The organism is Castellaniella sp., from assembly GCF_034674885.1.
Lineage (GTDB): Bacteria > Pseudomonadota > Gammaproteobacteria > Burkholderiales > Burkholderiaceae_B > Castellaniella.
Genome location: NZ_JAUCDS010000007.1, coordinates 57,547 through 81,201, shown reverse-complemented (window position 1 = coordinate 81,201; position 23,655 = coordinate 57,547). Strand labels below are relative to the sequence as shown.

General features: G+C 57.1%; 28 protein-coding genes. 22 read left to right on the top strand and 6 right to left on the bottom strand.

Annotated elements, in window-relative coordinates; translation table 11 throughout:
* Positions 1-384 precede the first annotated feature (384 nt).
* From VDP74_RS06395 to wbaP, 9 genes are all read left to right on the top strand, one after another.
* Positions 385-1,638, top strand: a complete 1,254-nt coding sequence (locus tag VDP74_RS06395; RefSeq protein ID WP_322998798.1) for a glycosyltransferase — start codon at positions 385-387, stop codon at positions 1,636-1,638.
* Between the two features lie 33 nt (positions 1,639-1,671).
* Entirely contained in the window at positions 1,672-2,793 is a 1,122-nt protein-coding gene (gmd, locus tag VDP74_RS06390; protein WP_322998797.1) for a GDP-mannose 4,6-dehydratase, read from the top strand.
* A gap of 4 nt (positions 2,794-2,797) precedes the next feature.
* A complete protein-coding gene (gene fcl, locus VDP74_RS06385; protein ID WP_322998796.1) occupies positions 2,798-3,775 on the top strand; it encodes a GDP-L-fucose synthase in 978 nt (325 codons plus the stop codon).
* Positions 3,776-3,787: 12 nt separating this feature from the next.
* Positions 3,788-5,197: a mannose-1-phosphate guanylyltransferase/mannose-6-phosphate isomerase gene (locus tag VDP74_RS06380; RefSeq protein ID WP_322998795.1), complete on the top strand. Its 1,410-nt coding sequence runs from the start codon at positions 3,788-3,790 to the stop codon at positions 5,195-5,197.
* Positions 5,184-5,966 (top strand): glycosyltransferase, encoded by a 783-nt coding sequence (locus VDP74_RS06375; protein WP_322998794.1) that lies wholly within the window; start codon positions 5,184-5,186, stop codon positions 5,964-5,966. The genes VDP74_RS06380 and VDP74_RS06375 overlap by 14 nt, the downstream gene beginning before the upstream one ends.
* Entirely contained in the window at positions 5,963-6,766 is an 804-nt protein-coding gene (locus VDP74_RS06370) for a glycosyltransferase family 25 protein (protein WP_322998793.1), read from the top strand. The genes VDP74_RS06375 and VDP74_RS06370 overlap by 4 nt, the downstream gene beginning before the upstream one ends.
* Positions 6,767-6,769: 3 nt before the next feature.
* Complete coding sequence (locus tag VDP74_RS06365; protein ID WP_322998792.1) at positions 6,770-7,822, top strand: EpsG family protein; 1,053 nt, start codon at positions 6,770-6,772, stop codon at positions 7,820-7,822.
* A gap of 13 nt (positions 7,823-7,835) precedes the next feature.
* Complete coding sequence (locus VDP74_RS06360) at positions 7,836-8,606, top strand: glycosyltransferase family 2 protein (RefSeq protein ID WP_322998791.1); 771 nt, start codon at positions 7,836-7,838, stop codon at positions 8,604-8,606.
* Between the two features lie 102 nt (positions 8,607-8,708).
* Positions 8,709-10,100, top strand: coding sequence for an undecaprenyl-phosphate galactose phosphotransferase WbaP (wbaP, locus tag VDP74_RS06355; protein ID WP_322998790.1), 1,392 nt, complete (start codon positions 8,709-8,711; stop codon positions 10,098-10,100).
* An 81-nt stretch (positions 10,101-10,181) separates the two neighbouring features.
* Here the strand turns inward: wbaP and VDP74_RS06350 are convergent, their stop codons facing one another.
* Positions 10,182-11,432 carry an O-antigen ligase family protein gene (locus VDP74_RS06350; protein WP_322998789.1) on the bottom strand — a complete coding sequence of 417 codons (1,251 nt, stop codon included), beginning with the start codon at positions 11,430-11,432 and terminating at the stop codon, positions 10,182-10,184.
* Positions 11,433-11,620: 188 nt separating this feature from the next.
* On the opposite strand from VDP74_RS06350, the gene VDP74_RS06345 reads away from it, so the two are divergent.
* From VDP74_RS06345 to VDP74_RS06325, 5 genes are all read left to right on the top strand, one after another.
* Positions 11,621-11,830 (top strand): hypothetical protein, encoded by a 210-nt coding sequence (locus VDP74_RS06345; protein WP_322998788.1) that lies wholly within the window; start codon positions 11,621-11,623, stop codon positions 11,828-11,830.
* Entirely contained in the window at positions 11,827-12,072 is a 246-nt protein-coding gene (locus VDP74_RS06340; RefSeq protein WP_322998787.1) for a hypothetical protein, read from the top strand. The genes VDP74_RS06345 and VDP74_RS06340 overlap by 4 nt, the downstream gene beginning before the upstream one ends.
* A gap of 53 nt (positions 12,073-12,125) precedes the next feature.
* Positions 12,126-12,737: a hypothetical protein gene (locus tag VDP74_RS06335; RefSeq protein ID WP_322998786.1), complete on the top strand. Its 612-nt coding sequence runs from the start codon at positions 12,126-12,128 to the stop codon at positions 12,735-12,737.
* 107 nt (positions 12,738-12,844) lie between these two features.
* Complete coding sequence (locus VDP74_RS06330; RefSeq protein WP_322998785.1) at positions 12,845-13,984, top strand: ImmA/IrrE family metallo-endopeptidase; 1,140 nt, start codon at positions 12,845-12,847, stop codon at positions 13,982-13,984.
* On the top strand, positions 13,968-14,489 hold the full coding sequence (locus tag VDP74_RS06325; protein ID WP_322998784.1) for a DUF4411 family protein: 522 nt from the start codon (positions 13,968-13,970) through the stop codon (positions 14,487-14,489). Before VDP74_RS06330 ends, VDP74_RS06325 begins: the two co-directional genes overlap by 17 nt.
* A gap of 30 nt (positions 14,490-14,519) precedes the next feature.
* Here VDP74_RS06325 and VDP74_RS06320 read toward each other — a convergent pair whose 3' ends face one another.
* Complete coding sequence (locus tag VDP74_RS06320) at positions 14,520-15,512, bottom strand: hypothetical protein (RefSeq protein ID WP_322998783.1); 993 nt, start codon at positions 15,510-15,512, stop codon at positions 14,520-14,522.
* A 109-nt stretch (positions 15,513-15,621) separates the two neighbouring features.
* On the opposite strand from VDP74_RS06320, the gene VDP74_RS06315 reads away from it, so the two are divergent.
* Complete coding sequence (locus tag VDP74_RS06315) at positions 15,622-16,140, top strand: DUF4351 domain-containing protein (RefSeq protein ID WP_322998782.1); 519 nt, start codon at positions 15,622-15,624, stop codon at positions 16,138-16,140.
* Between the two features lie 34 nt (positions 16,141-16,174).
* A complete protein-coding gene (locus VDP74_RS06310; protein ID WP_322998781.1) occupies positions 16,175-16,540 on the top strand; it encodes a two pore domain potassium channel family protein in 366 nt (121 codons plus the stop codon).
* Positions 16,541-16,552: 12 nt separating this feature from the next.
* Here the strand turns inward: VDP74_RS06310 and VDP74_RS06305 are convergent, their stop codons facing one another.
* From VDP74_RS06305 to VDP74_RS06295, 3 genes are all read right to left on the bottom strand, one after another.
* The gene (locus tag VDP74_RS06305) at positions 16,553-16,771 is read right to left on the bottom strand and encodes a hypothetical protein (protein WP_322998780.1); all 219 of its coding nucleotides are present in this window, start codon (positions 16,769-16,771) and stop codon (positions 16,553-16,555) included.
* Entirely contained in the window at positions 16,772-17,023 is a 252-nt protein-coding gene (locus tag VDP74_RS06300; RefSeq protein WP_322998779.1) for a helix-turn-helix domain-containing protein, read from the bottom strand.
* A gap of 133 nt (positions 17,024-17,156) precedes the next feature.
* Complete coding sequence (locus VDP74_RS06295) at positions 17,157-17,471, bottom strand: DUF4148 domain-containing protein (RefSeq protein WP_322998778.1); 315 nt, start codon at positions 17,469-17,471, stop codon at positions 17,157-17,159.
* A 664-nt stretch (positions 17,472-18,135) separates the two neighbouring features.
* On the opposite strand from VDP74_RS06295, the gene VDP74_RS06290 reads away from it, so the two are divergent.
* Complete coding sequence (locus VDP74_RS06290) at positions 18,136-18,927, top strand: hypothetical protein (RefSeq protein ID WP_322998777.1); 792 nt, start codon at positions 18,136-18,138, stop codon at positions 18,925-18,927.
* 235 nt (positions 18,928-19,162) lie between these two features.
* On the opposite strand, the gene VDP74_RS06285 is transcribed toward VDP74_RS06290, so the two are convergent.
* The gene (locus tag VDP74_RS06285; protein ID WP_322998776.1) at positions 19,163-20,137 is read right to left on the bottom strand and encodes a DUF4105 domain-containing protein; all 975 of its coding nucleotides are present in this window, start codon (positions 20,135-20,137) and stop codon (positions 19,163-19,165) included.
* Positions 20,138-20,277: 140 nt separating this feature from the next.
* On the opposite strand from VDP74_RS06285, the gene VDP74_RS06280 reads away from it, so the two are divergent.
* The 5 genes from VDP74_RS06280 (at position 20,278) to VDP74_RS06260 (ending at position 23,647) form a co-directional block, all read left to right on the top strand.
* Positions 20,278-20,607, top strand: a complete 330-nt coding sequence (locus VDP74_RS06280; RefSeq protein WP_322998775.1) for a YegP family protein — start codon at positions 20,278-20,280, stop codon at positions 20,605-20,607.
* Positions 20,608-20,724: 117 nt separating this feature from the next.
* Complete coding sequence (locus VDP74_RS06275) at positions 20,725-20,913, top strand: YqaE/Pmp3 family membrane protein (protein ID WP_322998774.1); 189 nt, start codon at positions 20,725-20,727, stop codon at positions 20,911-20,913.
* A 69-nt stretch (positions 20,914-20,982) separates the two neighbouring features.
* The gene (locus VDP74_RS06270) at positions 20,983-22,137 is read left to right on the top strand and encodes a hypothetical protein (protein ID WP_322998773.1); all 1,155 of its coding nucleotides are present in this window, start codon (positions 20,983-20,985) and stop codon (positions 22,135-22,137) included.
* 53 nt (positions 22,138-22,190) lie between these two features.
* Positions 22,191-22,829 (top strand): hypothetical protein, encoded by a 639-nt coding sequence (locus VDP74_RS06265; protein WP_322998772.1) that lies wholly within the window; start codon positions 22,191-22,193, stop codon positions 22,827-22,829.
* The gene (locus tag VDP74_RS06260; protein ID WP_322998771.1) at positions 22,826-23,647 is read left to right on the top strand and encodes a nucleotidyl transferase AbiEii/AbiGii toxin family protein; all 822 of its coding nucleotides are present in this window, start codon (positions 22,826-22,828) and stop codon (positions 23,645-23,647) included. Before VDP74_RS06265 ends, VDP74_RS06260 begins: the two co-directional genes overlap by 4 nt.
* The last annotated feature ends 8 nt before the right edge of the window (positions 23,648-23,655 follow it).

The following is a 23,655-nucleotide window of genomic DNA, read 5'->3' as shown; positions in this document are numbered from 1 at the left end:
CAATGGATGTTCGGTCCTCTGAAGCCCTAAATTTAAGGGGTGATAGGAGCGACGTCATGTCCACCTACAGCTCACCCTGCTCGCTGGTGTAGCCGTTCGGTGCGCAACTGGGAACATATCAGCACGGCATCGTGGAATCGAGAAAAATGCATCGGAACCTATCTGAAAAGGTGAAGCTTGTCGCGTGATTCATCGGGCATTGTTTTTGACAAACGCCGGTAACATGGGGTTCAAAACTGCTACGACGAAATTTGGGAATTTATATCGACAACATCTAGCCTGTCTAAATTCTCTTCCTGGGGTTTGTGTCAGTAATAATTTTACTTGGCACTCATTTTTTAAAAAATCTGTTAAACGCGCCATGTTGGGACGTATCGTATCAGAATGAAAATCTGCCATGTTTCTGCGAGCGACAGTGGGGGTGGGGCCGCGCGTGCAGCCTTTCGGCTTCATATGGCATTGCAGGAGTCTGGTTTCTCAAGCATTATGCAGGTCGCCGTAAAGCACACAGATGAGCTAGGGGTATGCGGGCCTTCTGGGAGAATCGAGAAGGCCGTCGCTGCTGTTAGGCCTGTTATTGACCAATTCTTATGTAAGATTAATAATTCGAATCTTTCGGCGTATAGGTCATTAAATTTCCTGCCTTCGACCCTATTGAAGAGAAAGTCTGTGGGCTCTGCGGACGTTATTAATCTGCATTGGTTAGGAGGCGGCTCTGTATCGATAGGCCAACTTGGTGAAATCGATCGTCCATGTGTGTGGACTCTGCATGATATGTGGCCATTTTGTGGAGCGGAACATCTTGCCCCGGACTCGCCAGTCGCTCGGTGGAGAAATGGCTACCCTCACTTGAAAAATTTGGCCGACCGTCCAGGTGTTGACTTTGATCGGCTGATTTGGATGTGGAAAAAGCGGACCTGGCGACGTCCTATTCCACTGATAGCACCCAGTAATTGGTTGGCTAGGTGCATTCGACAAAGCTCTCTGATGAAGGATTGGCCTGTATTTGTCGTTCCCAACGTGTTGGATACGAGTCGATTTCGTCCTGTGCCGAAGAAAACTGCGCGGTCATTGTTGAATTTGCCGCCAGATATACCATTAGTTTTATTCGGAGCGATGGGGGGGGGGAGAGATCCTAACAAAGGTTGGGATCTGCTGCATTCTGCATTGCTTGAATTGAGTTCGACGATAAGTGGAATTGAGTGTGTCGTTTTTGGTCAAAGCAAGCCAGCTGATTCCCCGTGCGTGGGTATGCCTGTTCATTGGTTGGGACACTTGCATGATGATGTTACGCTGAACTTGGTATATAGTGCGGCAGATGTGATGGTCGTGCCCTCTCGCCAAGAAAACCTGCCGCAATCTGGCACCGAAGCCCACAGTTGCGGTTGCCCTGTAGTCGCATTTGATGTTGCCGGTTTGCCGGACGTGGTTGAGCATCAGGTGACTGGTTACCTTGCTGCTGCGTATGATTCCTCGGATCTGGCGAATGGTATTCGCTGGGTTCTAGAGGATGATGATAGGTATTCAAGAATGTGCCTCGCCGCCAGGGACCGGGCGGTAAATCGTTGGAGCCCGGCCGCAGTTGTCCCGCAATATTTGAATGTTTATGAGCAGACTATCGATTCGTGGATTTCTTAGGTGGCTCGGTCTTGTTGAAATAGAAGGTTTTGCATGAAGAAAAAAGCGTTGGTCACTGGTATAACAGGCCAAGACGGCTCCTACCTGGCCGAATTTCTGCTAGAAAATGGCTATGAAGTCCACGGCATCAAACGCCGGTCTTCTTCCTTGAATACCCAAAGAATCGACCACCTGTACCAGGACCCGCACGAATCCAATCGCAAACTGGTCCTGCATTATGGCGATCTGTCGGATTCGTCTAACCTGATCCGTATCTTGGCGGAGGTCCAGCCGGACGAGGTCTACAATCTGGCAGCACAATCACACGTGGCTGTCAGCTTTGAATCGCCGGAATATACGGCGGATGTCGATGCATTGGGCACGCTGCGGCTCTTGGAGGGCATCCGTTTCCTGGGCCTGGAAAAAAAGACGCGTTTCTACCAGGCGTCTACGTCAGAATTGTATGGCCTGGTGCAGGAAACCCCACAGCGGGAAACCACGCCGTTCTACCCGCGCAGCCCCTATGCGGTGGCGAAACTGTATGCCTACTGGATTACAGTGAACTATCGCGAGGCCTATGGGCTGTATGCCTGTAACGGCATCTTGTTCAATCATGAATCCCCCCGGCGTGGGGAAACCTTTGTCACGCGCAAGATCACCCGGGGGTTGGCCAACATCGCCCAGGGGCTGGATAAATGCCTGTACATGGGCAATATGGATGCCTTGCGCGACTGGGGGCATGCGCATGACTACGTGCGGATGCAATGGTTGATGCTGCAGCAGGACCAGCCGGACGATTTCGTGATCGCCACTGGGGTTCAGTATTCGGTGCGTGACTTCATTCGCAAGGCCGCTGCGCAACTGGGGATGACGCTGCGGTTCGAGGGCGTGGGGGTGGACGAACAGGGGGTCGTGGAATCTGTCACGGGCGATGCCGCGCCTGCCGTGTGTCCGGGGGATGTGATCGTGGCGGTGGACCCGCGTTACTTCCGCCCGACGGAAGTCGAAACGCTGTTGGGCGACCCGACCAAGGCTCGGGAAAAGCTGGGCTGGGTGCCCGAGATCAGCCTGGACCAAATGGTCCAGGAAATGGTCGCGCACGATCTGGAAGATGCGCGTCGGCATGCGCTGTTGAAGACCCATGGTTACGACGTGCGGGTGTCTCGGGAAAACTGATTCAATGGCAAGCAGCAGACAGGAAACGATTTTTGTGGCAGGCCATCGGGGCATGGTGGGGTCGGCGATTGTGCGTCGGCTGCGCGCCCTGGGGTATCAGAACGTCCTGACGGCGGGCCGCGACCAGTTGGACTTGCTGGATCAGCAGGCGGTGTGCGGGTTTTTCGCCGCCCATGCGGTCGATCAGGTCTATCTGGCGGCGGCTCGGGTGGGGGGCATTCATGCCAATAATACCTACCCGGCGGATTTCATCTACGACAACCTGATGATCCAGGCGAACGTGGTTCAGGCGGCGCACGATCATGGGGTGCAGAAATTGCTGTTTCTGGGGTCGTCCTGTATCTACCCCCGTCTGGCAACGCAGCCTATGCGCGAAGACGCCCTGCTGACCGGCGTGCTGGAATCCACCAATGAGCCCTACGCGATTGCGAAGATCGCCGGCATCAAGCTGTGCGAATCCTACAACCGGCAGCATGGGCGGGACTATCGCAGCGTCATGCCCACCAACCTGTATGGTCCGGGGGACAATTTCCATGCGCAGAACAGTCATGTGATTCCGGCATTGATGCGGCGGTTCCATCAGGCGAAGGCACAGGGCGATGCCCAGGTCGCCGTCTGGGGCAGCGGCAACCCCCGCCGGGAATTTTTGCATGTGGACGACATGGCCGCCGCCAGCGTGCATGTGATGGAACTGGCGCCCGATGTCTGGGCGGGGCAGGTCAGCCCCATGTTGTCGCACATCAACGTCGGCTGCGGGCAGGACGTTACCATCCGCGAACTGGCGGCCCTGATCGCCGATGTCGTCGGCTATCGGGGCGCGATTGCCTTTGATCCCAGCCAGCCGGACGGCACGCCGCGTAAACTGCTGGACGTGTCCCGCCTGCAGGCCCTGGGGTGGCAGGCGGAAATCCCGCTGAAGCAAGGCCTGGCCGATACCTATGCGTGGTATGTCGCGCATGTGGATGAAGTGCGGGCCGTTTGAACGGATTGATCAATGACATCTATCTTGCCTGTCGTGCTCGCGGGCGGGTCGGGGACCCGTTTGTGGCCCTTGTCGCGCGAACACAAACCCAAACAGTTCTTGCCGTTGCTCGGGCCGCAGACCATGTTGCAGCAGACGATCCAGCGTCTGGATGGCACGGATTGTCTGGCGCCCATCGTCATCTGCAATGAACAGCATCGATTCCTGGCGGCGGAACAATTACGCCAGATCGGCCGGGCGGATTCGACGATTCTGCTGGAACCTGTTGGCCGCAACACGGCGCCTGCCATCGCGCTGGCGGCGCTGCAGGCCACGGCACAGGGTGACGACCCGTTGTTGCTGGTTCTGGCGGCCGACCATGTGATCGCCGACGTCCCGGCGTTCCACCGGGCAATACGGCAAGCCTGTGAGCTGGCGGCGGATGGGCGCCTGGTGACTTTCGGTATTGTGCCGGACAGGCCCGAGACCGGGTACGGCTATATCGAGCGTGGCGATCCCACCGGGACTGGATGGCAGGTGGCCCAGTTCGTGGAAAAACCGGATGCCCGACGGGCAGCCGAATACCTGTCCACAGGCCGGTATTACTGGAACAGCGGCATGTTCCTGTTCAAGGCCAGCCGCTACCTGCGCGAATTGGGGCAGTGCCGCCCCGATATGTTGGCCGCCTGCCGGGCCGCGCTGGCGGGTGCCGCGCAGGACCTGGATTTCGTGAGGGTCGATGCCGATGCCTTTGGCCGATGCCCTTCGGATTCCATCGACTATGCCGTCATGGAGCACACCCGCGATGCTGCAATGGTTGCCCTGGACGCCGGCTGGAATGATCTGGGGGCCTGGGCTGCATTGGGCGACGTGCTGGATTGCGATGGCGACGGCAACTGCCTGCGGGGCGACGTGCTGACCGATCAGGTGCAGGGTTCCTTGATCCACGCGGAACACCGGCTGGTGGCCGCCGTAGGCATTCAGAACCTGGTGATTGTAGAGACAAAGGACGCGGTGCTGGTTGCGCATAGGGATCAGGTGCAGAATGTGAAACGGATCGTCGAACAACTGCGCGATGGCGGGCGCACCGAACATGTCCAGCACCGGGACGCGTACCGGCCCTGGGGCGTCTACGATTGCATCGGCAGCGGGGACCGTTATCAGGTCAAGAAGATCACCGTCAAACCCGGCGCCAAACTGTCGGTGCAGAAACATCACCATCGGGCGGAGCACTGGGTGGTCGTCAGCGGCACGGCCCGCGTCACGAACGGCGACAAGACCTATCTGGTCACGGAAAATGAATCCACCTACATCCCGATCGGCCAGGTGCACTGCCTGGAAAACCCCGGGGTCATCCCGCTGGAACTGATCGAAGTGCAGTCCGGGACCTACCTGGGCGAAGACGACATCGTGCGCCTGGAGGACCGATATGGCAGGGCATAAGATCAAGTTCTCGATCATCACGGCAACTTACAACGCGGCAGAAGTTCTGCCGCGTTTGATTGCGTCTCTGCAGGCGCAGACCGATCAGGATTTCGAATGGGTCGTGGCCGATGGCGCATCCACGGACGGAACGCTGGCCTTGCTGGAAGAGGCCGGACAGGCGCTGAACGTCCGCGTGGATTCACGGCCGGATTTTGGTATCTATGATGCCCTGAATCGTGCTGTGAAGATGGCTGAGGGCGATTATTACCTGGTGGTGGGGGCGGATGATGAGTTGTTCCCGGATGCTGTGGGTCAATATAAAAGCGCTTGTCAGGAGTCAGAAGCAGATCTGGTGACTGCAAAAATCGAGATAAATGGCTCGCCTGCCGGTGTGCGTCGGTTCCCATTGGAGTGGCTGTATGGGCCGTTCGCCTATGTTAGTGGGCACGCAGTCGGTCTGGCGATCAGAAAATCAGCGCACGAGGCATATGGATATTATAGTAATAAATTTCCTATCGCAGCAGATCAGTTGTTTATATTGAAAGTTATTCATGGTCGGGGGAGGGTCCGGCAATGTGACTTTATTTCTGGTAGATATTTTTTAGGCGGTGCCAGTGGAGCGGATTCGCTGGGATGTATGCTGGAGAGCTATAGAATCCAATGCCTTGTGGGCCATAATTTTATATTGCAATCGGCTATATTGTTTATTAGATTGATAAAAAATTCATGGAAAATAAATAATTATTTGAGATTCCGTGGTGGTGATGCCTTGAGGCGGGGAAAATGATCTATATTGTTTCTCTGTATGATGCTGCGGACCGGAGATTAAAAATACAAAGGCGTCTTGATGCCTTGGGCGTGGAATTCAGCTTCATCGATGCGTTGAATGCGAAAGAGCACGATCATATTCAAGATCTTGTTGATGGAAAGAAGGTGTATGGCAATATCCATCGCCACATGACGGATGTGGAAATCGCCTGTGCCTTCTCCCATAGACAGATCTATAGGGAAATATTGAAAAAAAATCTTCCCGGTGCTGTTGTGCTGGAAGATGACGTCATCGTCGGTGACGGGTTCGCTTATGTGTGTCAATGGTTCATGGAACATGGTGAACTATTCCGTAGTAGGCAAGTGGCTGTTCACCTGGGGGTCTCTTCAAAAAAAGGCATGGATGCCTTGCTGCTGAATTCAGGCGGGGTTTCTCTGGGAACGGGAGCGCGCCTGCTGGACGTAAATCAGAAATTTTCCGAGGAAGCCTGGGGAGCATATGCCTACTACATCAGCCATGACTTGGCCAATGCAATTCTTGGCTCGGAAAAGATCGTGACTGTCGCCGATCAATGGTCTGTACTGACTGGGGGTGCCGGCGGTGCAATAAAGGTGTTGTCACCTGCGTGCTGTGCTCATCCGGAAATCTCTGTACATAGCACTCTGGAGGCCGGTCGGGCGGTTGCAAAATTTGAGTATTTAAAATCCATCTATAAAGACCCGAAACACGTGTTGTCATGGGTGTATAGAAAGACGATCCTGAAATATATAATAAGGCCCTTTCTTAGAAGGAAACACGTGATTTTCCGAGATCTTTAGTTCATGACAGTAGCTGCATGGATTTTTCTTCATATGTTGCTGGCTTCCTGTGCGTGGATCCAGCGTAGGCGGCTTACTGCCAGTGTGTTGTTTGTTGCGGGTGTTGCGTGTGTCTTGATCGTCTATCGTAAATCGCCCACTTTCGATCTGAATTTCTATCTTGATTACTTTGACAGTTTGGATCCAAAGATTGTGGGTCATCCGGTAGAGCCATTCTTTGAATGGGTTTCAGTTGGTCTGTCCAGGCTGGGCTTGAGCGCGGTTCAGATATTGCATTTCTGGCAGGTGCTTATCCTGATGCTGATGGTTGTCTCGGTAAGGATGATTGATTCGAACTTTGAGTATAAGTTCATAATAATATTCATGGCGGCATCCTTGTACTATGTTCTTGCGTCGCAAAATGGAATCAGGCAGGGGGTGTCGCTGTGTTTTCTTTTGCTTGCCTTTCTGGCTGGTTTGCGTGGTCGGTGGGCATGGGCGTTGCTGCTTTGTGCGTTGTGTTTGGCAACACATAGATTTTCGGGGCTTTTTTTGGCGATTTCCATACTGTTTGCTGTTGTGGATAATCGTTTGTCAGAAAGCATCGTAAGAATCAGGTTTTCGCGTAAGATATTTTTTTATTCGGCACTTGGGTTCGGGGTGGTGCTGTATTTTTATGTATCGAAATATGGCAGTGTATATGGTGATACATCTATTGATTGGGGAAGTTATAGAACGGACCCGATGGTAAAATTTATTGCGCTGTCATTTCTATTTGTGATTTCTGAACGCCTGATGCGGCCTGAAAGTTTACCTGCCAAGGCAAGGGTGCTGGCTGGATTCAGGTTTTATCTGTATTTGATACTCTTTCCGCTCTCGTTCTCTGGCGAGATTTTTTCCCGTGTGGCAGTGTTCTATTTTTTGATAGAAGGCATCTTGATGGCGGCGCTGCTGCTGAATGATAATATTCGTAATCGATTGGCGGGTGGGCTGATCATGCTTGTGTATGGCGTTGCTCCTAATGCATTGAATATACTGTCTTCGGCGCCGCGCCAGTGGCTTTCGTTCCTGGAATAAGGGGCGTGATTTTATGAGGCCTGTCGTATCTATCGTGATGCCTGCATATAAGGCTGCGCAGACCCTGGATCAGTCGGTACGGTCAATCGTGACGCAATCCTGCGAGGATTGGGAACTTCTGCTGGTTGTGGATGGCTCGCCTGACAACACGCTGGATCTCGCGCATGCCTGGGCTAGGCAGGATTCACGGATCAGGATATTTCACCACCCGAATAACCTGGGTGTTGCGGCGGCTAGAAATCATGCTCTGGACAAAGCTGAAGGGCAGTACATAACGTTCTTGGACGCGGACGATTGGTGGATGACGGATAAGCTGTCTATTCAACTGGACTTCATGAAAACATCCAAAGCGCTGCTGAGCTATACCGCGTACCAACGCTGGGGCGCACACGGCCTGATCAATACCGTCGTCCCTCCGGCAGCCGTGACCTATGACAGGATGTTGAGGGGCAGCGTTATCGCCATCATGACCGGTATGTTGCACAGGGATGTAGTGAACGATGTCCGTTTTCGTGAGATCGGCCACGAGGACTTTCTATTCTGGTTGCAGGCATTGCGCCGTGTTTCTTGTGGCCATAGAATCCCGGTGGCTGAACCGATGGCGGTCTATCGGATTCAGGAGGCATCGCGCTCTGCCAATCTGATGCGCAACGCGGGCTGGCAGTGGCATATCTATCGGCATGAATTGTCCCTCTCTTGGCCCAGAAGTTGTGGGTTGATGGGGGGCTATGTGCGCCAGGCTCTGGCCAAGCGGCTGCGCAAGCACGAACATCAAAAAAATTGACCCGTCGCTTTGCGGCGGCAACTCCAGGTACAGAATATGCAACATACTCCGCTGCGACCGGCAGCTGCGATTCACTCTGCTTCTTCCAGGGCTGCGATTCGTATGATCATGTTACTGGCGGATGGCATGATGTTTGTGCTTGGGCCGTTGGGGGCTGCGCTCATGCTGCAGTGGGTCATGGGGGATTGGCAGGTGTATATGCCTCCCTGGTTTCTACGCGGTTATGCCCTGCTGCATGTGCTGTTGGCCAGTGCCTGTTTGCTCTGGTTCTTGGCCTGGCGGGGGCATTATGTCTACCGTAAGCCCTCCTGGTCAGTCGTGCGGGATTTCTTCCTGGCGATTTTCTTTGCCGGGATGGCTGAATTGGCGGTGATGGGGTTTTTGAAATGGCCCGTATCGCGCTACGCGTGGGTGTTGGCATGGGGGTTTACTTTTGTGCTGTTGTTGCTGGAACGCAGCGCGGTGCGCCGGCTGTTGGTGCGACTGGGGCTCTGGCATAAGCAGTGCGTCATCATCGGTGCGGGTCCCAATGCGCTGGACGCGTATTGCGCGCTGACCTATGAACGATCCATGGGATTCGATATCCAGTATTTCTATGGGGTCGGTGCGGAAACAGCAGCGCCCGTTGATGGTGTGGAGTTGCTGTCGACGGAGTCGGATCTCTGGGCCCGTACAGAGCCCGGGGACACGCAGTACGTTCTGGCACTGGAATATGGCCAGGAAGATCTGCGGGACGATTGGATCAGGCTGACGACTGAAAATAATTGCCGGGCGGTATCTGTGGTGCCGGCAATTCGGGGTATTCCTTTGAACAGCACGGATGTGTCGTTCATATTCAGCCATGATGTGATGATTCTGCATATCCGAGAGAATCTGCAGAAACGCACGTCCAGGGCTTTGAAGCGCGGGTTTGATATTCTCGGTTCGGCTGCTTTGTTGCTGGTGCTATCGCCTTTGCTGGGCTGGCTATGGTGGAAAATCGGTCGTGATGGCGGTTCGCCTCTGTACGGCCATATGCGGGTCGGTTACCAAGGGCGCATTTTCCCCTGTCTTAAGTTTCGCTCGATGGTGCTGAATGCCGACGAGGTGTTGCAACAATTGCTGGAACGCGACCCCATCGCCCGTGCCGAATGGGAAAGCAACTTCAAACTTAAGGACGATCCCAGAATCACTATGTTGGGCCGGTTCATCCGGCGCACCAGCCTGGATGAATTGCCCCAGTTATGGAACGTGTTTCGGGGGGACATGAGCCTGGTCGGACCCAGGCCGGTGGTCGAGGCGGAACTTAAATTCTATGGCAAGTATGTCAGCTACTACAAAATGGCCAAACCGGGTATCACTGGTCTTTGGCAGGTCAGTGGCCGCAGCGATGTGGATTACGAGACGCGAGTCTACTTTGATGCATGGTATGTCAAGAACTGGTCCATCTGGAACGATATCGTGATTTTGTTCAAGACAGTTTCTGCTGTTCTCAAGCGGGATGGGGCGTACTGAGCAAGAGCAATGACCAATACGCCGCGTAACGCTTTACAGATTCGACACGCGAGCATGGGTTTCATCACCGCTGCGAAGTGATCACCCAGGGGATGCCTGACAGCGAGCCCTGCTCATCGCCCCCCACAGGATGGCAATAGCCAGCAGATAAAACATGATCCCGTTGTTGCGGTTCAGGATGACTTGGCTGAGGCTGAAGCACAAATAGGCCACGACGGTGCTGGTGCCGCAAAACGCAAGTACCCGCACGGTCATCTCGGACGTTCGCAGCTGTCGCGCGAAGTGCCATAGCGGCAGGCCATATAGCGCCAGCAGGGCCAGCAGGCCGGGCAGCCCGGTAAAGACCCAGGCCTGGATGAAGTTGTTGTGCAGGTTGTTGTTGAAGGCCAGAGCGACAGGAGACAATTCACCCTGCGTGATTTGGCTTTCCAGGCCCTGTGTGTAGGATTGCAGATTCCAGCCCTCGATAGGGCGCTGCCGTAGATTGTGCAGAGCGCCGCGCCACATCTCGAAGCGTGCGCCAACCGAACTGTCTGGCTGGTCTTCCTGGTAACGGGTGACATCCTGCACCGCCTGTTCGTAGCGCGTCTGCAGCGTGCTGTTGGGCAGGGCAAATAGGCCGATGATGACTACGGCGCCGATAGTGGCTGCCAGGGCCAGACGGCCGATATTGCGGCGGTTCAGAAAGGCGACCAGGAACACGACGGCCACGGGCGGCAGCGCTACCCAGCTGGCTCGGCTGCCGCCTACGATCACGCTGTACAGCCCGCAGATGGTGGCCAGCAAGAAGCCTGCTTGCCAGAGACGTACATGGCGGCCCTGCGTGCCGGCCCAGTACAGGCCTGCGACACAGTAGATGGAAAATACCAGTGTCAGGTTGCTGAAATGTATGACATTCAGGAAGCCTGCCGCGCGGCCCATATGCAGGACGTGGATCTGCCACCAGGCCAGCGGAGCCGACAGGGTCACCCCGATCAGGATTGCGGCCCATATGTTGGCGGGTTTGACAGGAACATGCAGGAGCAGCAGAAAGATTGGGATGGCCAGCAGGGCGCGGGAATATTGATCGATTTCGTTCAGATTGTTGTTCAGCCACACCGTCATGGCCGATGGGATGGCAAAGTAGAGTAGCAATACTGCGATCATCCATCGGTCAGTGACGGTCAGCCGCGTCAGTGCTGGGCGCCCAGCCAGCCAGATCAGGCTGGCCAGCAGCAGCAGCGCGCCGCCATAGGAATACCCCGACGGTACGGCGAACATCGCGGCAAAGAAAATGAACACCCCTGCAGTGGCAAGCAAGGGGATGGCGCGAGCTGTCGATCTGGCATTCATGCGGCTCTCCGTCTGGGAATTGGCAGCATTGTACGCGGCGAGAGCGGGCATTGTTATTTGTAAAAACAGGATTCCTAATGTATCTTCCGTCCTGCGCCCGATGAGTTCAGCCGCCTCTGATGAGGGTGTCATGTTGCCCCGAATGCGTGTCCAGTCTGTCGGGCCGCCGTTACCCCAAAGTGTTTATCATGAATTCCTTCTTCGAGGCTCTCAAAGTCGATCTGACCCACTTCGATTGGCAGGGTGTTTCCGCTGTCAGCGACCTGCTGATGGTCCTGTTGAATATCGTCCTGATCGTCAGCGTGGTGGTCGGGTATCGGGGGCTGCGAAGGCATACGGTAGCCTGGAGGAAATCCGGCACGCCGACGATTTCGTCTCTCATTGGTCGCAGGAATTGATCGACTCGGCCAACAAGGTCAGCATCGAGATGCAGCGCCTGTCGTATATGGCCAATGCGGGCTTGATTTCCCAAGAGCATTTCATTGCCATGTGGGGACCGACATTCGCCTCGGCATGGGACGTTCTCGAGGTCTGGGTCAAGCATAAGCGGTTGAAAAACGGCGAGGCGATGGAACTCAAGGATGGCGCATACTCTCGGAAGGATTTCGAGGTGTTTGCCTTGCTCTGCAAGGGGCAGTGACCGGGCTGGTTCCGGTACCATCAAGTGTTCCCAACACCTACAGCCCCCTCCCCATGAGCATGCCCTTCTACAGCCGCATCAAGAAAGAAATGACCGAGGGCATCGTGCGAGCGATTCTGGAAGATGCTCAGTACCGGGTGATCGACAGCGGCATTGAAAAGGTGCTGCGAGAATTGTCCTGCCTGAGCAGCCTGGAATACGCGGCGCTCGCGTATCCCGAGGCGATCAGCCGGCTGCCCGACTTCACGGTCATGGATCGGCAGCAGACCAGCAAGCAGTTGGTCGAGGTCAAATACCGGACGACCTGGAACAAGCAGCTGCTGGTCGACGTCGAAGACCAGGTACGGATCTTTGGGGAAATCGTGCTGGTGTCCGTGAACGCGGGCGCGGCGGACCCCAAGGGTCACAACCTGCCCAGCCGTTTCCTGCGCTGCTGCCGGCTGCGCTGCGCGCATGGCGAATACCAGGTGGAGCTCAATACACGGGATCCTGCAGCGGATGCCTATGTGCCCACCTGGGAATCCGTCCACGCCATCAAGGACGGAACCTGGCTCTGGTGGGCCATGCGGCCGCTGCACGAGGTCTTCGTTCAACTGAACGAGGAAAGCCACAAGGACACGCTCTTTCACGCAGTTGGAGCACTGGCGGGGATTTTGGAGCAGTAGGGGGCTTGTATTTGATGATGGGTGGCGATGGTCACATTTGCCACATGCAAAGACCATATGAGCCCAGGGAACGGGTAACATGAAGATTCTTCTGATGAGCACTAGCCATGTCCAAGCTCCAACTTTCTCCTCCGGTTCTTGACTGGGCCGCAGCCGAAGCTGGCCTGAGTCTGGTTGCGCTCGCTGAGAAGCTGAGCAGGCATAGCGTAGATGACATCTTGCAAGGCCGCCTGACCGAGCCTCAGGCTGAAAAGTTTGCTCGGATTGCGAAGATTCCCCTGGGCTACTTGTTCATGAAGGAACCCCCTCGTCCCCGGCAGGCCGATGTGGCCGACTTCAGGACGGTGCAGGGCGCTACGCCCCTGAGCAAGGATTTCTTCGATGTATTCGATGATGTCCAGTACAAGCAGGATTGGTATCGGGACTATTTGGAAGGCATCGGAGCGGCACCGCTGGAGGTCGTTGGAAGGTTTTCCGATGATGATGCCAATGTCCAGGGAATTGCGGATGATATTCGTCGAACACTTCGTTTGAATGAGCAAGATCGGCTGCATTTGCAGTCGCCCAATGATCTGTATGCCTTGCTTGTGGAGCGATGTGAGAGCATTGGCATCTTGGTTTTCAAAAATGGCGTTGTGGGTAACAATACACACCGTCCGCTTTCCGTCGGTGAGTTCCGCGGGTTTGTTTTGTCCGATCCCCTGGTGCCGGTGGTTTTCGTGAATGGTGCCGATGCTCCGGCCGCATGGGTCTTTACCTTGGTGCATGAATTGGCACATGTCTGGCTGGGTGATTCCGGAATTTCGGACGTGAAGCCAGGTACCCGTAATGCACGCGAGGCGCAGTGCAATGCCATTGCTGCCGAAGTGCTGGTGCCACAAGCCCTCTTCAGAGAGTTTTGGGCCACTCAGGATCCCAGACAGTCTCTTGTCCAGATTATTGCCGCAGGGAGACTGCGTTTTCGTGTCAGCGAATTAGTGGTTGCCCGCCGTGCCTGGGACCTGAATCTGGTGTCGCGCCAGATATATGAGCAGGTCTATGAAGACAGCCGAAGACATGCCCGCGCTGATGGGGGTGGCGATTTTTACCGCACCGTGAATGTTAGAAACAGCAAGAAATTCACCGCAAGGGTTTCCTCGCTCGCCATGTCGGGGATGGTTTCCTTTAGGGAAGCGGGCAGGCTATTGAATGTGGCACCGGCAAGAATAGCCACCCTCTACCAAAGAAATCATGCGTTACCTGCTTGATTCCGATGTGTTGATCGCTGCGAAAAGCGTTCACTACAAGCCCGGGTTTTGTGAGGCTTTTTGGCGGTGGCTGGATGACAGTCATGCTGCAGATGTAATTTGCAGTATCGACAAGGTTCGCGATGAGTTGCTCCAGGGGGACGATGATGACCATTTGGTCCAGTGGGCAAAGAAAAAGGAACTCGCAGGCTTCTTCTTGGAGACAAAAGGGCTGATGGGGAAGTTCGGCGAGATATCGAATTGGGCACTGAATAGGCTGCCTGCCTATCGGCCAGCCGGGCTGCAGAAATTTCTCAGGGCGAATGCAGCAGATGCATGGCTGGTGGCTTATGCCGCGAACTTCGGTAATGAGTACACCATCGTGACCAACGAGGTGGGCACCCCCGAGGGGCGAAGAGACGTCAAGCTACCGGATGCGGCGGCTGCCTTTGGGGTGCCAACCATTCGGCTGTTTGATCTCCTGGATCTCACGGCGTATGGCACGTTCAATCTCAGGCATCTGTGAAGAACCGTGGCCTGCGATAGGGGCCGAACTTTATGACGTTCCCGGGGGAACCCATATGGTCTCTTCAGCGGTCCCGGCCAGGATGCCGCTTTCTTCCAGAAGGCGGTGGAAGAATTTTGACGTCAGGCTGTCTTTGGTTCGTCCAGAAAGGTAGCTGTAGGCTGCATTCTTGCCGGGGTCGAAAAAGCCGACGGAGGCGTCGTTGTTGACGAAGAGTGTGGCATCCGTATCTGGGAACTGGTTCTGGAATTGTTCTTCTATAGATGCCAGTTCTCGCTGTATCCGCGCCGCTGTCTGTACAGCTGCTATAGGTGTTCGGTCTGTTGCGATACCCAGCCCTGGGGCCGCGTAGACGCGGCCATTGAGTTGGATGAAGGTCGTGAGGCCGGCCTCTCTGAGCTGGATGTGTTGCATCGGCTCAAGAGGCCCTTCGCGGTTGGCGCCTACGACGCCTTTTATTTCCAGAGGCGTGAAGATATCCGGCCAGTCCTGTGCCAGGGTCTCCAGGAAACATTCTTTTCCCCAGACATCGGCATTACCTTTCCCGTGTGCGGCGACATCCAGCAGGTAGGCGTCGTTGTCGGTGAGGTACGCGATCATTATCCGGCGCGTTCTGGCGACATGGTTGCCGCGATTGGTAAAGTCTGCCCTCAGATGGAAATGCAGCAGCCTCCAGGCCGAAAAAAACAGATCGTGGTTGCTTGGCTTTCCTTTTGCATCGCGATCTCTGTCACGTATCGCCAGTGTGCGTCTGCCGAGAAATGGACGTAGATCCCTGCCGTGGGCCAAGGCTTTGGTGATCCTGTGGACTCCTGCGCTTTCATAAGGCGTCAGAATCTTTTTTCTCAGGGTGCGGGATACGTGGACCGTGCGAGGCTGCCTGCTTGGCAGCCTCATCACCCATTCCGCCAGATCGATCAGCCGCTTTTCGGGTGCTGGGCAGGGCGACTTCATCTTGGCGTAGACTTCGGCCAGTAGCAGTGGCAAATCTCTGGCCCAGATTGGTATGTAGGGTGTTGTCATGGGTGCGGATCCTGATCGGGCATCGGGTTGGCGTCAGTCATGATGCAGGATTTTTGAAGGCCTGAGCACGTGTGCACGCCCAGCCGACCTAGCCCCGTATCAGCCGCAGATGCGCTACCTGTTGGTGCATGAACGCAAGCTGCTGGAGGGCGCGCAGCTGCCCGACCGCAACCTGGCCGCCCTGATGTTGCGCCTGGGCAGGAGCCGGAATGTTGAGCAATGGCGTGATTTATTGCACACTTTGATGGACGTGGCGCGTGGCCCTGGCCACGAAGAACTCAATCGCAGCCTCACCGCCTGGCTGCAGTACGTCGCTCGGGGCGACGATAGCCCTGCGCGGCAGCTGCCGCCAGTCAATTCATTACAGGAGCTCGATATGATGATCGCTGAAAAACCCGGCATCTGGGCGCAGCATTGGCGTCAGGAAGGACGGCAGGAAGGCCGTGCAGAAGGCCAGGCCGACCTTCTGCTGCGTCAGCTTCAACGCCGCTTTGGTCTGGTCTCCGAAGAGATCGAGCAGCGTGTTCGCACCGCCACAACTGAGCAACTGGGGGCCTGGTCGCTGAACTTTGTGGACGCCGCCACCCTGGGTGAGGTCTTCCAGGACGGTGAGGATCAGCACGCATAGGGGCAGCACCAGAAAAGGAACCTCGGTCCACCCCATGAAAAAGAGAGGCCCCATGTACGAATCCCGCAACCAGCCCTTGCTGCATCCCGCGCGGTTCCGCCGCCGGATGGCCATGCACGCGGTCTATGCCCTGTTGTTGGTCGGCGCCACCCTGTTGCTGGGTGCGCTGGGCCATCGGTGGTTCGGCGACCATGACTGGCATGATGCCCTGATGAACGCGGCCTTTGTCATCGGCGGCATTGGCACCTACGTGATGCCGGATTCATCAGCCGGCAAGATCTTTTCGGCCGCCTACGGGTTTTTCGTCGGCCTGGTGGTGATGGCAACCCTGGGCGTGATGCTGGCGCCGATCGCGCACCGCATCATGCACAAATTCCATCTGGACGAGGCTGACGGCTGACGGCGCCTGTTCTCATGCTGCAGGCTTGGGGCCGGGGCCTTGAAACGCGTTTTCCAGCAGCTGTGCGCTGCTGCGGATGGCGTGGCCGATCTCGGGGGCCGCGTCCACGAGGTCCGGATGGCTGGATAGCACCAAATCGATCGCTCCCAGGATGTGCCGGATCTGTTCCACGGGCTGGTCGATATCTAGTTTTGCAGCAAAGTCGCGCGCCATGGCGTAGCGGGTCGGCATTCATGGAAAGATATCCTTCAGTTCTTCCAGAGTGGGCATGCGGGCGGGTTCGATGTGTAGTTCCGCCCCCAGGGCCGCAATGGCTCGGGCGTAGTAACCGGCGCCGACGCTGTCGGCGCCATGTTCGATTTCGATAAGCTTTTGGCGGGTCAGGCCGGCACGTTGTGCCAGTGCAGCCTGGGTCAGGCCGCGGCGTGTACGCATCTGCCGAATCTGAGTACCCAGGCGGGTGAGTAACAAGAGAGCATCCATGTCCTGATAATATGACAATTATTTAGCAATGTCATGTATCCGTGATATTCATGCAGTAGCGGGTATCGCGCAAGCAAGAAAAGCCCGCCGCACTCTCATGCGGCAGGCTGGGACCGGGGTCTTGAAACGCGGATTACAGGGCTTGGGGATACTGGCTGCTTTCCCCGATGCTCACCAGGCCAGCGCTCTTGGCTTGGTCCAGTTCCTTTAGGACCTGGGCGCGGGTTAAGGCCTGATCGTCGGCCTGCAGCTGCGGGTAGTTGCCGTGTTCACCCACGGTGACCAGGCCTTGCGACTGGGCCAACCGCAGCGCTTGGACGACTTCGGCACGGCTCTGGGTGCTGGGCGTCACGATTTCCGGATAGTTGGCTTCGTCGGCTTGCGCGATGCCGGCGGAGGCAAGGCCCAGGGACAGAATGGCGATAGAGGCGGCAGTGGCGACTTTCATGATGGTTTCCTTCAGTTCAAGTAGGTGACTGGGCAGTGTGCTGCGGGTTTTCCGCTAGGTGAATCACGTCCTGCTCTGTTGGAAACAGTATGGGCTGTTGCATCACCGAGATAAACTAGGTGAACTCCAATTCATTTTCCCATTTTTGTTGGTAATCAACCGTGCCGAGTCAACATGACCCCATCCAGGCTCTGATCGATGCACTGGGGCGGCAGCCGCACCCTGAAGGCGGTCATTATCGCTAGGTCTTTCGCTCCGGCGGACAGGTCCCGTTCCTGCTGACGCTGGGTTACTGGCGGTGTGGGACGGGTCGGGGTGACGTTATTGGCCTGGTGCGGTTGGATCGGCCGCTGCCTGCGCCTAGAATGAGCCGTCTGGAACAGGAAAAGGCGATACTGGAAAGATAAAGGCCCTGCATCTGCAGGGCCTTTAATGGGAGGGGGCGTGAGCCGGTTGGATTAGGCTGATAAAGCCGCTTCCGCCCAGGTCGTGCCCCGCTTAGCCGGGGGGTCACAGAAACAACAGCGACCGATAACTGATGGTAGGATGCATGCCCGATTTTGTCAATCCTCATGAACGATTTGCGGCGGTAAGGCTCCTGGAGTTTCTATCAGAGAGGACTCCTTGGTATCGGTCCCTGTGGGGAATCGGTGTTGTGTTGGCCATGGAAGAACTGTACGAAGCATGTGCGGCCATGAGACAGGGGCTCCTTAGTGAAGCATCAGTCAGGCGGATGGCCAGTTCACTCCAGAGGCGTATTGGCAGAGACCCTGCGTTTACCGATGCGGAAAAGCAATTTCTCCGACAACAGATTCAACAGATTCCTAGGCCTGATGGCGTTGCTCATTTCAGTATCCGGGAGCTGTCTGAACATGTGAAAGTCGACTATATCAGTCGGGTCGGTCGGGCAGTCGATGAAGGCAGGTTCGCCGTAGAGTACTTTGCACGAAGCGTTGCAACTCATCTTCTGGATGTCGGGTTTTCCGCCAAATATTTGCATGGGTTCATAAAATCGTGGCTCGATGGCGAGAGGACAGTTTCTTTGGCCCGTCTGTGTGATGCGCTGCAAGCGGAAATGGCAGCTAGCTCTCCTCGCGATTTTGAAGTCCTGCTGGCGTTCAGTGCTGCCCCGGCGCTACCCAATGGGATACCCGCCCTTTGGCTGAAGGGGGCGGCTGTGACTGCCTGGCTGCACCAATATGGCTTTGACACTGCGGGGGTGCGTTCTCCTGCGGCAGTAATCCTGCGAGTCCGGGCCGGGGATGCCTTGGGGGCGGTACAGGTGGCACGAAGCGAATCTGATCGGTTTGCTTCTCGGGCGCTGATCGCGACAGGGAAGCCGTTGAAACGCATTCCCCTGCTTTGGGTCAAGGGCAGCGCGGCGCCGGAATCCATGGAAGAGTCGCGCCGAGGGGTAAGTGTCAAAGAGTTATTCCGCGAAGATCGTGTGTTCTAAATTGGTGGGGGCTGGCATGGATCGTATTACGCATGGGCATTATGTACAGGATCGCAGACCCAGAGAACTGGTGGCGAGAGCAAACCTTGCCTTGGCTTTGCTCAGCCCTGAATCGCCTCTGGCGTGCATTGATCTATTGGAATCAGAGTGAGGCTGTCTGATTGTTGCTTCGTACATGCTTTTGATATTTGCGATGGGGGCAGTCAGGACGGTTCTGCGCTGTATTCGTGCAACGTCAGCGCACACGCCGTGAAAAATCCGCCACCGGCCCGGCCTGCGCCGCGCGCTGCGTGATGTCTGCCTGGGTGTGCAGGACATCCAGCGGCTGGCTGGTATCCAGCCCCCCATGCCGGTACAGGTATTCCGGCAGGTACCCTGACAGGATCAGGCGGATGTCCATGGGCAGGCCGGGCACGATGGGCCGGACCATGTCGTAGACCAGGGTCGTGCAGTTGGCCGTCACGGTGTTGTAGAACTTCGGGGCCTTGGCCAGGCGGTTGGCGCTGTTCACGTAGGCCAGAAATAGTTGGCGCATCGCGGCCTGGGGCATCTGGATGGGGTACAGGAAGACCTGTTCGCCGCGCGGGCCGGCGCGTACATACAGGATGTCGCGTTCTTCCGCAGCGATGATGCTGCGTTCGAACTGCTTGAAAAAACCGCCGACGGTGGAAAAGGACTCGTCGCGTTCCTTGCGGATTTCCACGGAAAACACCAGGTGGCGCCCGTCGGCAAAGCCGAAGGACACCAGGGTGTGGGCGATGGCCGGCCCCATCCAGTAGGACAGCGCCATGTCCACGGATTGCAGGGTTTCCAGGTCGTAGGATGCGTCCTGCCAGCGGACGGTGTAGTCCGTCTCGCTGCGCCAGTCGAAATTGCGGATGTTGTGCAGCGTGACGATGGACCCCTGGGTGCTGCCTGTCAGGCTGTGGGCCACGTCGTCGGCCCAATCCCGCTGGTTCGATGGCGCCAGGCTGATCCACCAGATGGCCAGGATCGCGGCGGCTGCGGCCAGCGCCCACCGGGCCGGCACGGCGTAGCGGTGCTGGACCCAGACTGAAGCCAGCCCGCCGAGCACGCTGGCCGCCCAGAGCGCCATCCAGATCAGCCGCAGCCCGTGCCCGCCCGGCGCCTGGATCCATAGCACGGCCAGCCCCCAGGCCAGGGCCAGCAACAGGACGAAGGACAACAGGCTTTGAGTCAGGATGTGCATGGGAAACGGGGCGAGATCAGGCCGGACGTGCGCCTCAGTGTATCGGGGTCCGTCAGGCCTGTCCTGCTTTCGCGGTATAGTTTCCGGGCGATATCCCCTGGCGGGCGTATCCTGCGCCTGCACGACTTGGAGTCAAAACCATGAGTGGTGAATACATCCTGAAGTCCAGCGGTGACAAGTTCCTGTTCAATCTCAGGGCCGGCAATCACCAGGTGATCTTGACCAGCCAGCGGTATGCCAGCAAGGCCTCTGCCCAGACAGGCATCGAATCCGTTCGCAAGAATTCCCCCAGCGACGCGCGCTACGGGCGGCTGACGGCGAAGGACGGATCGCATTATTTCAACCTGACTGCGGCCAACGGCGAGATCATCGGCAGCAGCGAGATGTACACCACCGCCGCCGCGCGGGACAAGGGCATCGAATCGGTCAAGACCAACGGCCCGACGGCGATCGTGCAGGACGAAACCTGACGCGGGAGCCCTGGCGGGCGTCGCGGTATGCGGCGCCCGCCGTCGGCGGCCCGGCGCGAACGACTTGGCGCCGAAACACTCTAAAATACCGGCTTTCAACCATCACCGGATTGCGTCATGCGCCTGCTCATCGCCCTGCTGTTGCCCTGGCTGGCTTTCTTCACCATCGGCCGTCCCCTGTCGGGGATCATCTGCCTGATCCTGCAGCTCACGCTGATTGGCTGGATCCCGGCGGCGATCTGGGCGGTGTATGCGCTCAGCCAATACAACACCGATAAGAAAATCAGCAAGGCGCTGGGCCAGTAAGGCGGCTGCCCGTATCTTTCGGCAGTAGAATCGTCCACTGGATTTTTCCCCTCAGGTGGGATCATGCCGATGTCTGTTCCGACTGCCCAGGCTGCCTCGGTTGCGGTCCTGGATTTCGCTGGCGAGATGGCCGGTGTCCGCATTCGCGGCGCGTGGTCCGAAGAAGACCAGGCCCGTTGCTGGCGTTGGCTGTCGGAACACGGCCTGGGCGGCCGGGTCACTCAGGATTCCAGCGTCGACGACGAGGGACCCTGGCTGCGGTTTCGCCTGTCGTTGCCGCAATCGCCTGGCCTGGACACTGCCGGCCTGGCGCCGGTGCTGCAACTGGCCCCTGACGACAGCGATCGGGATCTGGATGCCGAGATCCTGGCGGCGCTGTTGCTGTCCCCCATCCCCTTCGATTTTCCCAGCCTGGACGAATGGCAGTCCGCCGTGCGCTTGCGGCGTTTCATCGTGCAGGCCGGACGGCGCACGGTGCTGGCCTTCGACACGGAACAGGCCGAACGCCCGGATTGCTGGCGCTGGTCGGAGTCGACCGGTTTCATCCTGCTGCCGGGGCATGATCTGATCCCCTCGCTGGAACAGACGCTGTGGCCGGATGTGTCCGGGCGCCTGTATTCGTTTTCCTGCTACCGGGCGACCGAATATGTGCTGCTGCTGGCGTTGGCGCGGGAACTGCAGGCCAGCAATCCGGCTGCGCTGGCCGCCTTGCAGGCCCAGTGGCAGCGCAAGGCGATCCAGTCCGGTGCGTTTCATGATGCCTTCCTGCATGAATACGGATCGCTGCAGGCGCCGCTGCCGCCCCGCTATTACGTGCCGGGCGATCGCCTGTGGTTTCGCAACCCGCACGAACCGTCCGCCAGCGTCGAGGGCTACGAGGGGTCCTGGGTGTTCTACCTGGGTCAGGGGCGGTTCACCAATTTCTGGAAGCCCGATCAACCCTACACCCTGACCTACAAATGCGTCGAGATCTACCACTGGCGGCACGGATTGCGCCAGGATGCGCCGGACGGCGCGTCCGCTCCCCGCGCATGGATGGATGAATCCATCGTCGAGGCCTGCGTGGCCGAGACCCTGGCCGACCCCTTGGCGACGAACCAGGTGCTCGATCGCATGGTGCGCCTGCGCGACCCGGCGGGTGTCTACGACCAGGGCGGCTGCATCGACGCGTCCCGCGAAGCCGTGCGCTGCGTGCGCCCCGAGACCTTCGGGTTGAATTTGTAATTTTTGATTGGACAATCGGATATAATCCGATTATTCATGCAAAATTTACTTCTATGAGTGAAGCTCAGCTTGCCTCTTTCGCCAGAGTGCCGTTCAGCCATGACACCTTGTTGTCATTGCTTGCCGACTATCGGCGTCCCAATGACAAGATTGCGGATTGGCTGCGCCAGGGCGTGCTGGTGTCATTGAAGAGGGGCTTATATGTGCGGGGCCAGGACCTGTCGGGCAATGGGCTGTGCCTGCCTCTCTTGGCCAATCGCTTGTATGGCCCCTCCTGTGTGTCCCTGGACTATGCCCTGGCCTGGCATGGGTTGATTCCGGAACGTGTGCGCGAACTGACATCGGTCTGCATGCGGCGCAGTCGGGTCATCGACAACGATTTCGGGCGGTTTTCCTATACGCGGCTACCGGCTGGCATCTATGCGTTGGGCATCGAGCAGGTTCGCGAGTCCGACCGAGAGACCTTTTTGATTGCATCGCCCGCCAAGGCGCTGTGCGACAAAGTGTTGTTGACCCGGTATTTGCGCGTCACGACCCGGGACGGCATGCGGCGGTTCGTCCTGGACGATCTGCGCATTGATGGCGAAGCCTTGTTGGGCCTGGATCTGGATGTCGTTCGCGGATATGCAAGCTCGGGGCATAAGCCCGCGCAGATGGCCGCCTTGCTGGGCATGCTGGAGGCCATGCAATGAGAGTCATCGAACAGATGCTTGAACGGTATCCGGCCCAAGACCGTGATCACGCTCTGCGCGAGGTGATGCAGGAAATTGCGCTTGCCGGCCTGCAACGGGCTGGCTTCTTTGAAAAGGCTGCGTTCTACGGCGGCACCTGTCTGCGCATCTTTTACGGTTTGCCCAGGTTTTCCGAGGACCTGGACTTTTCACTGCTGGCCTCGACGGCAGGGTTCTCTTTGCAACCCTACTTCTCGGCATTGCGCGAGGAGTTCTCGGCGTTTGGGTTCGATGTGGAGATCACGGCGCGTGACAAGGTCGTCGAATCTGCGGTGGTATCTGCTTTTCTAAAGCAGGGAACCAGCATTTACGATGTGCGTGTCCCGGGGCAGCGGGCACTGAAGATCAAGTTCGAAGTGGATACGGATCCGCCTATGGGGTTCTCGACGCAAGAACGGCTTCTGGTGCAGCCCTATTCGTTTTACGTGAAGTGTTATGCCTTGCCTGATCTGTATGCGGGCAAACTCCATGCCGTCTTGTTCCGGCGTTGGAAAAATCGGGTCAAGGGGCGAGATTGGTTCGATCTGGAATGGTATGTACGCAATGCGACGCCGTTGAATCTGATCCACCTGGAGCACCGCGCTCGGCAAAGCGGCGATTGGCAGGGTTTGCAGATGACGCGGGATGATTTGCTGCGTTTGTTGTTGGCGCGTGTCGAGACTCTGGATGTAGATCAGGCGCGGCGGGACGTCGAGACCTTTGTGCCGGACCCACGGGTCTTGGAGATATGGTCGGTTCGCTACTTTCGCGACTTGGTGGAAAGGCTGACCTTTCTTTGACCAGCCGG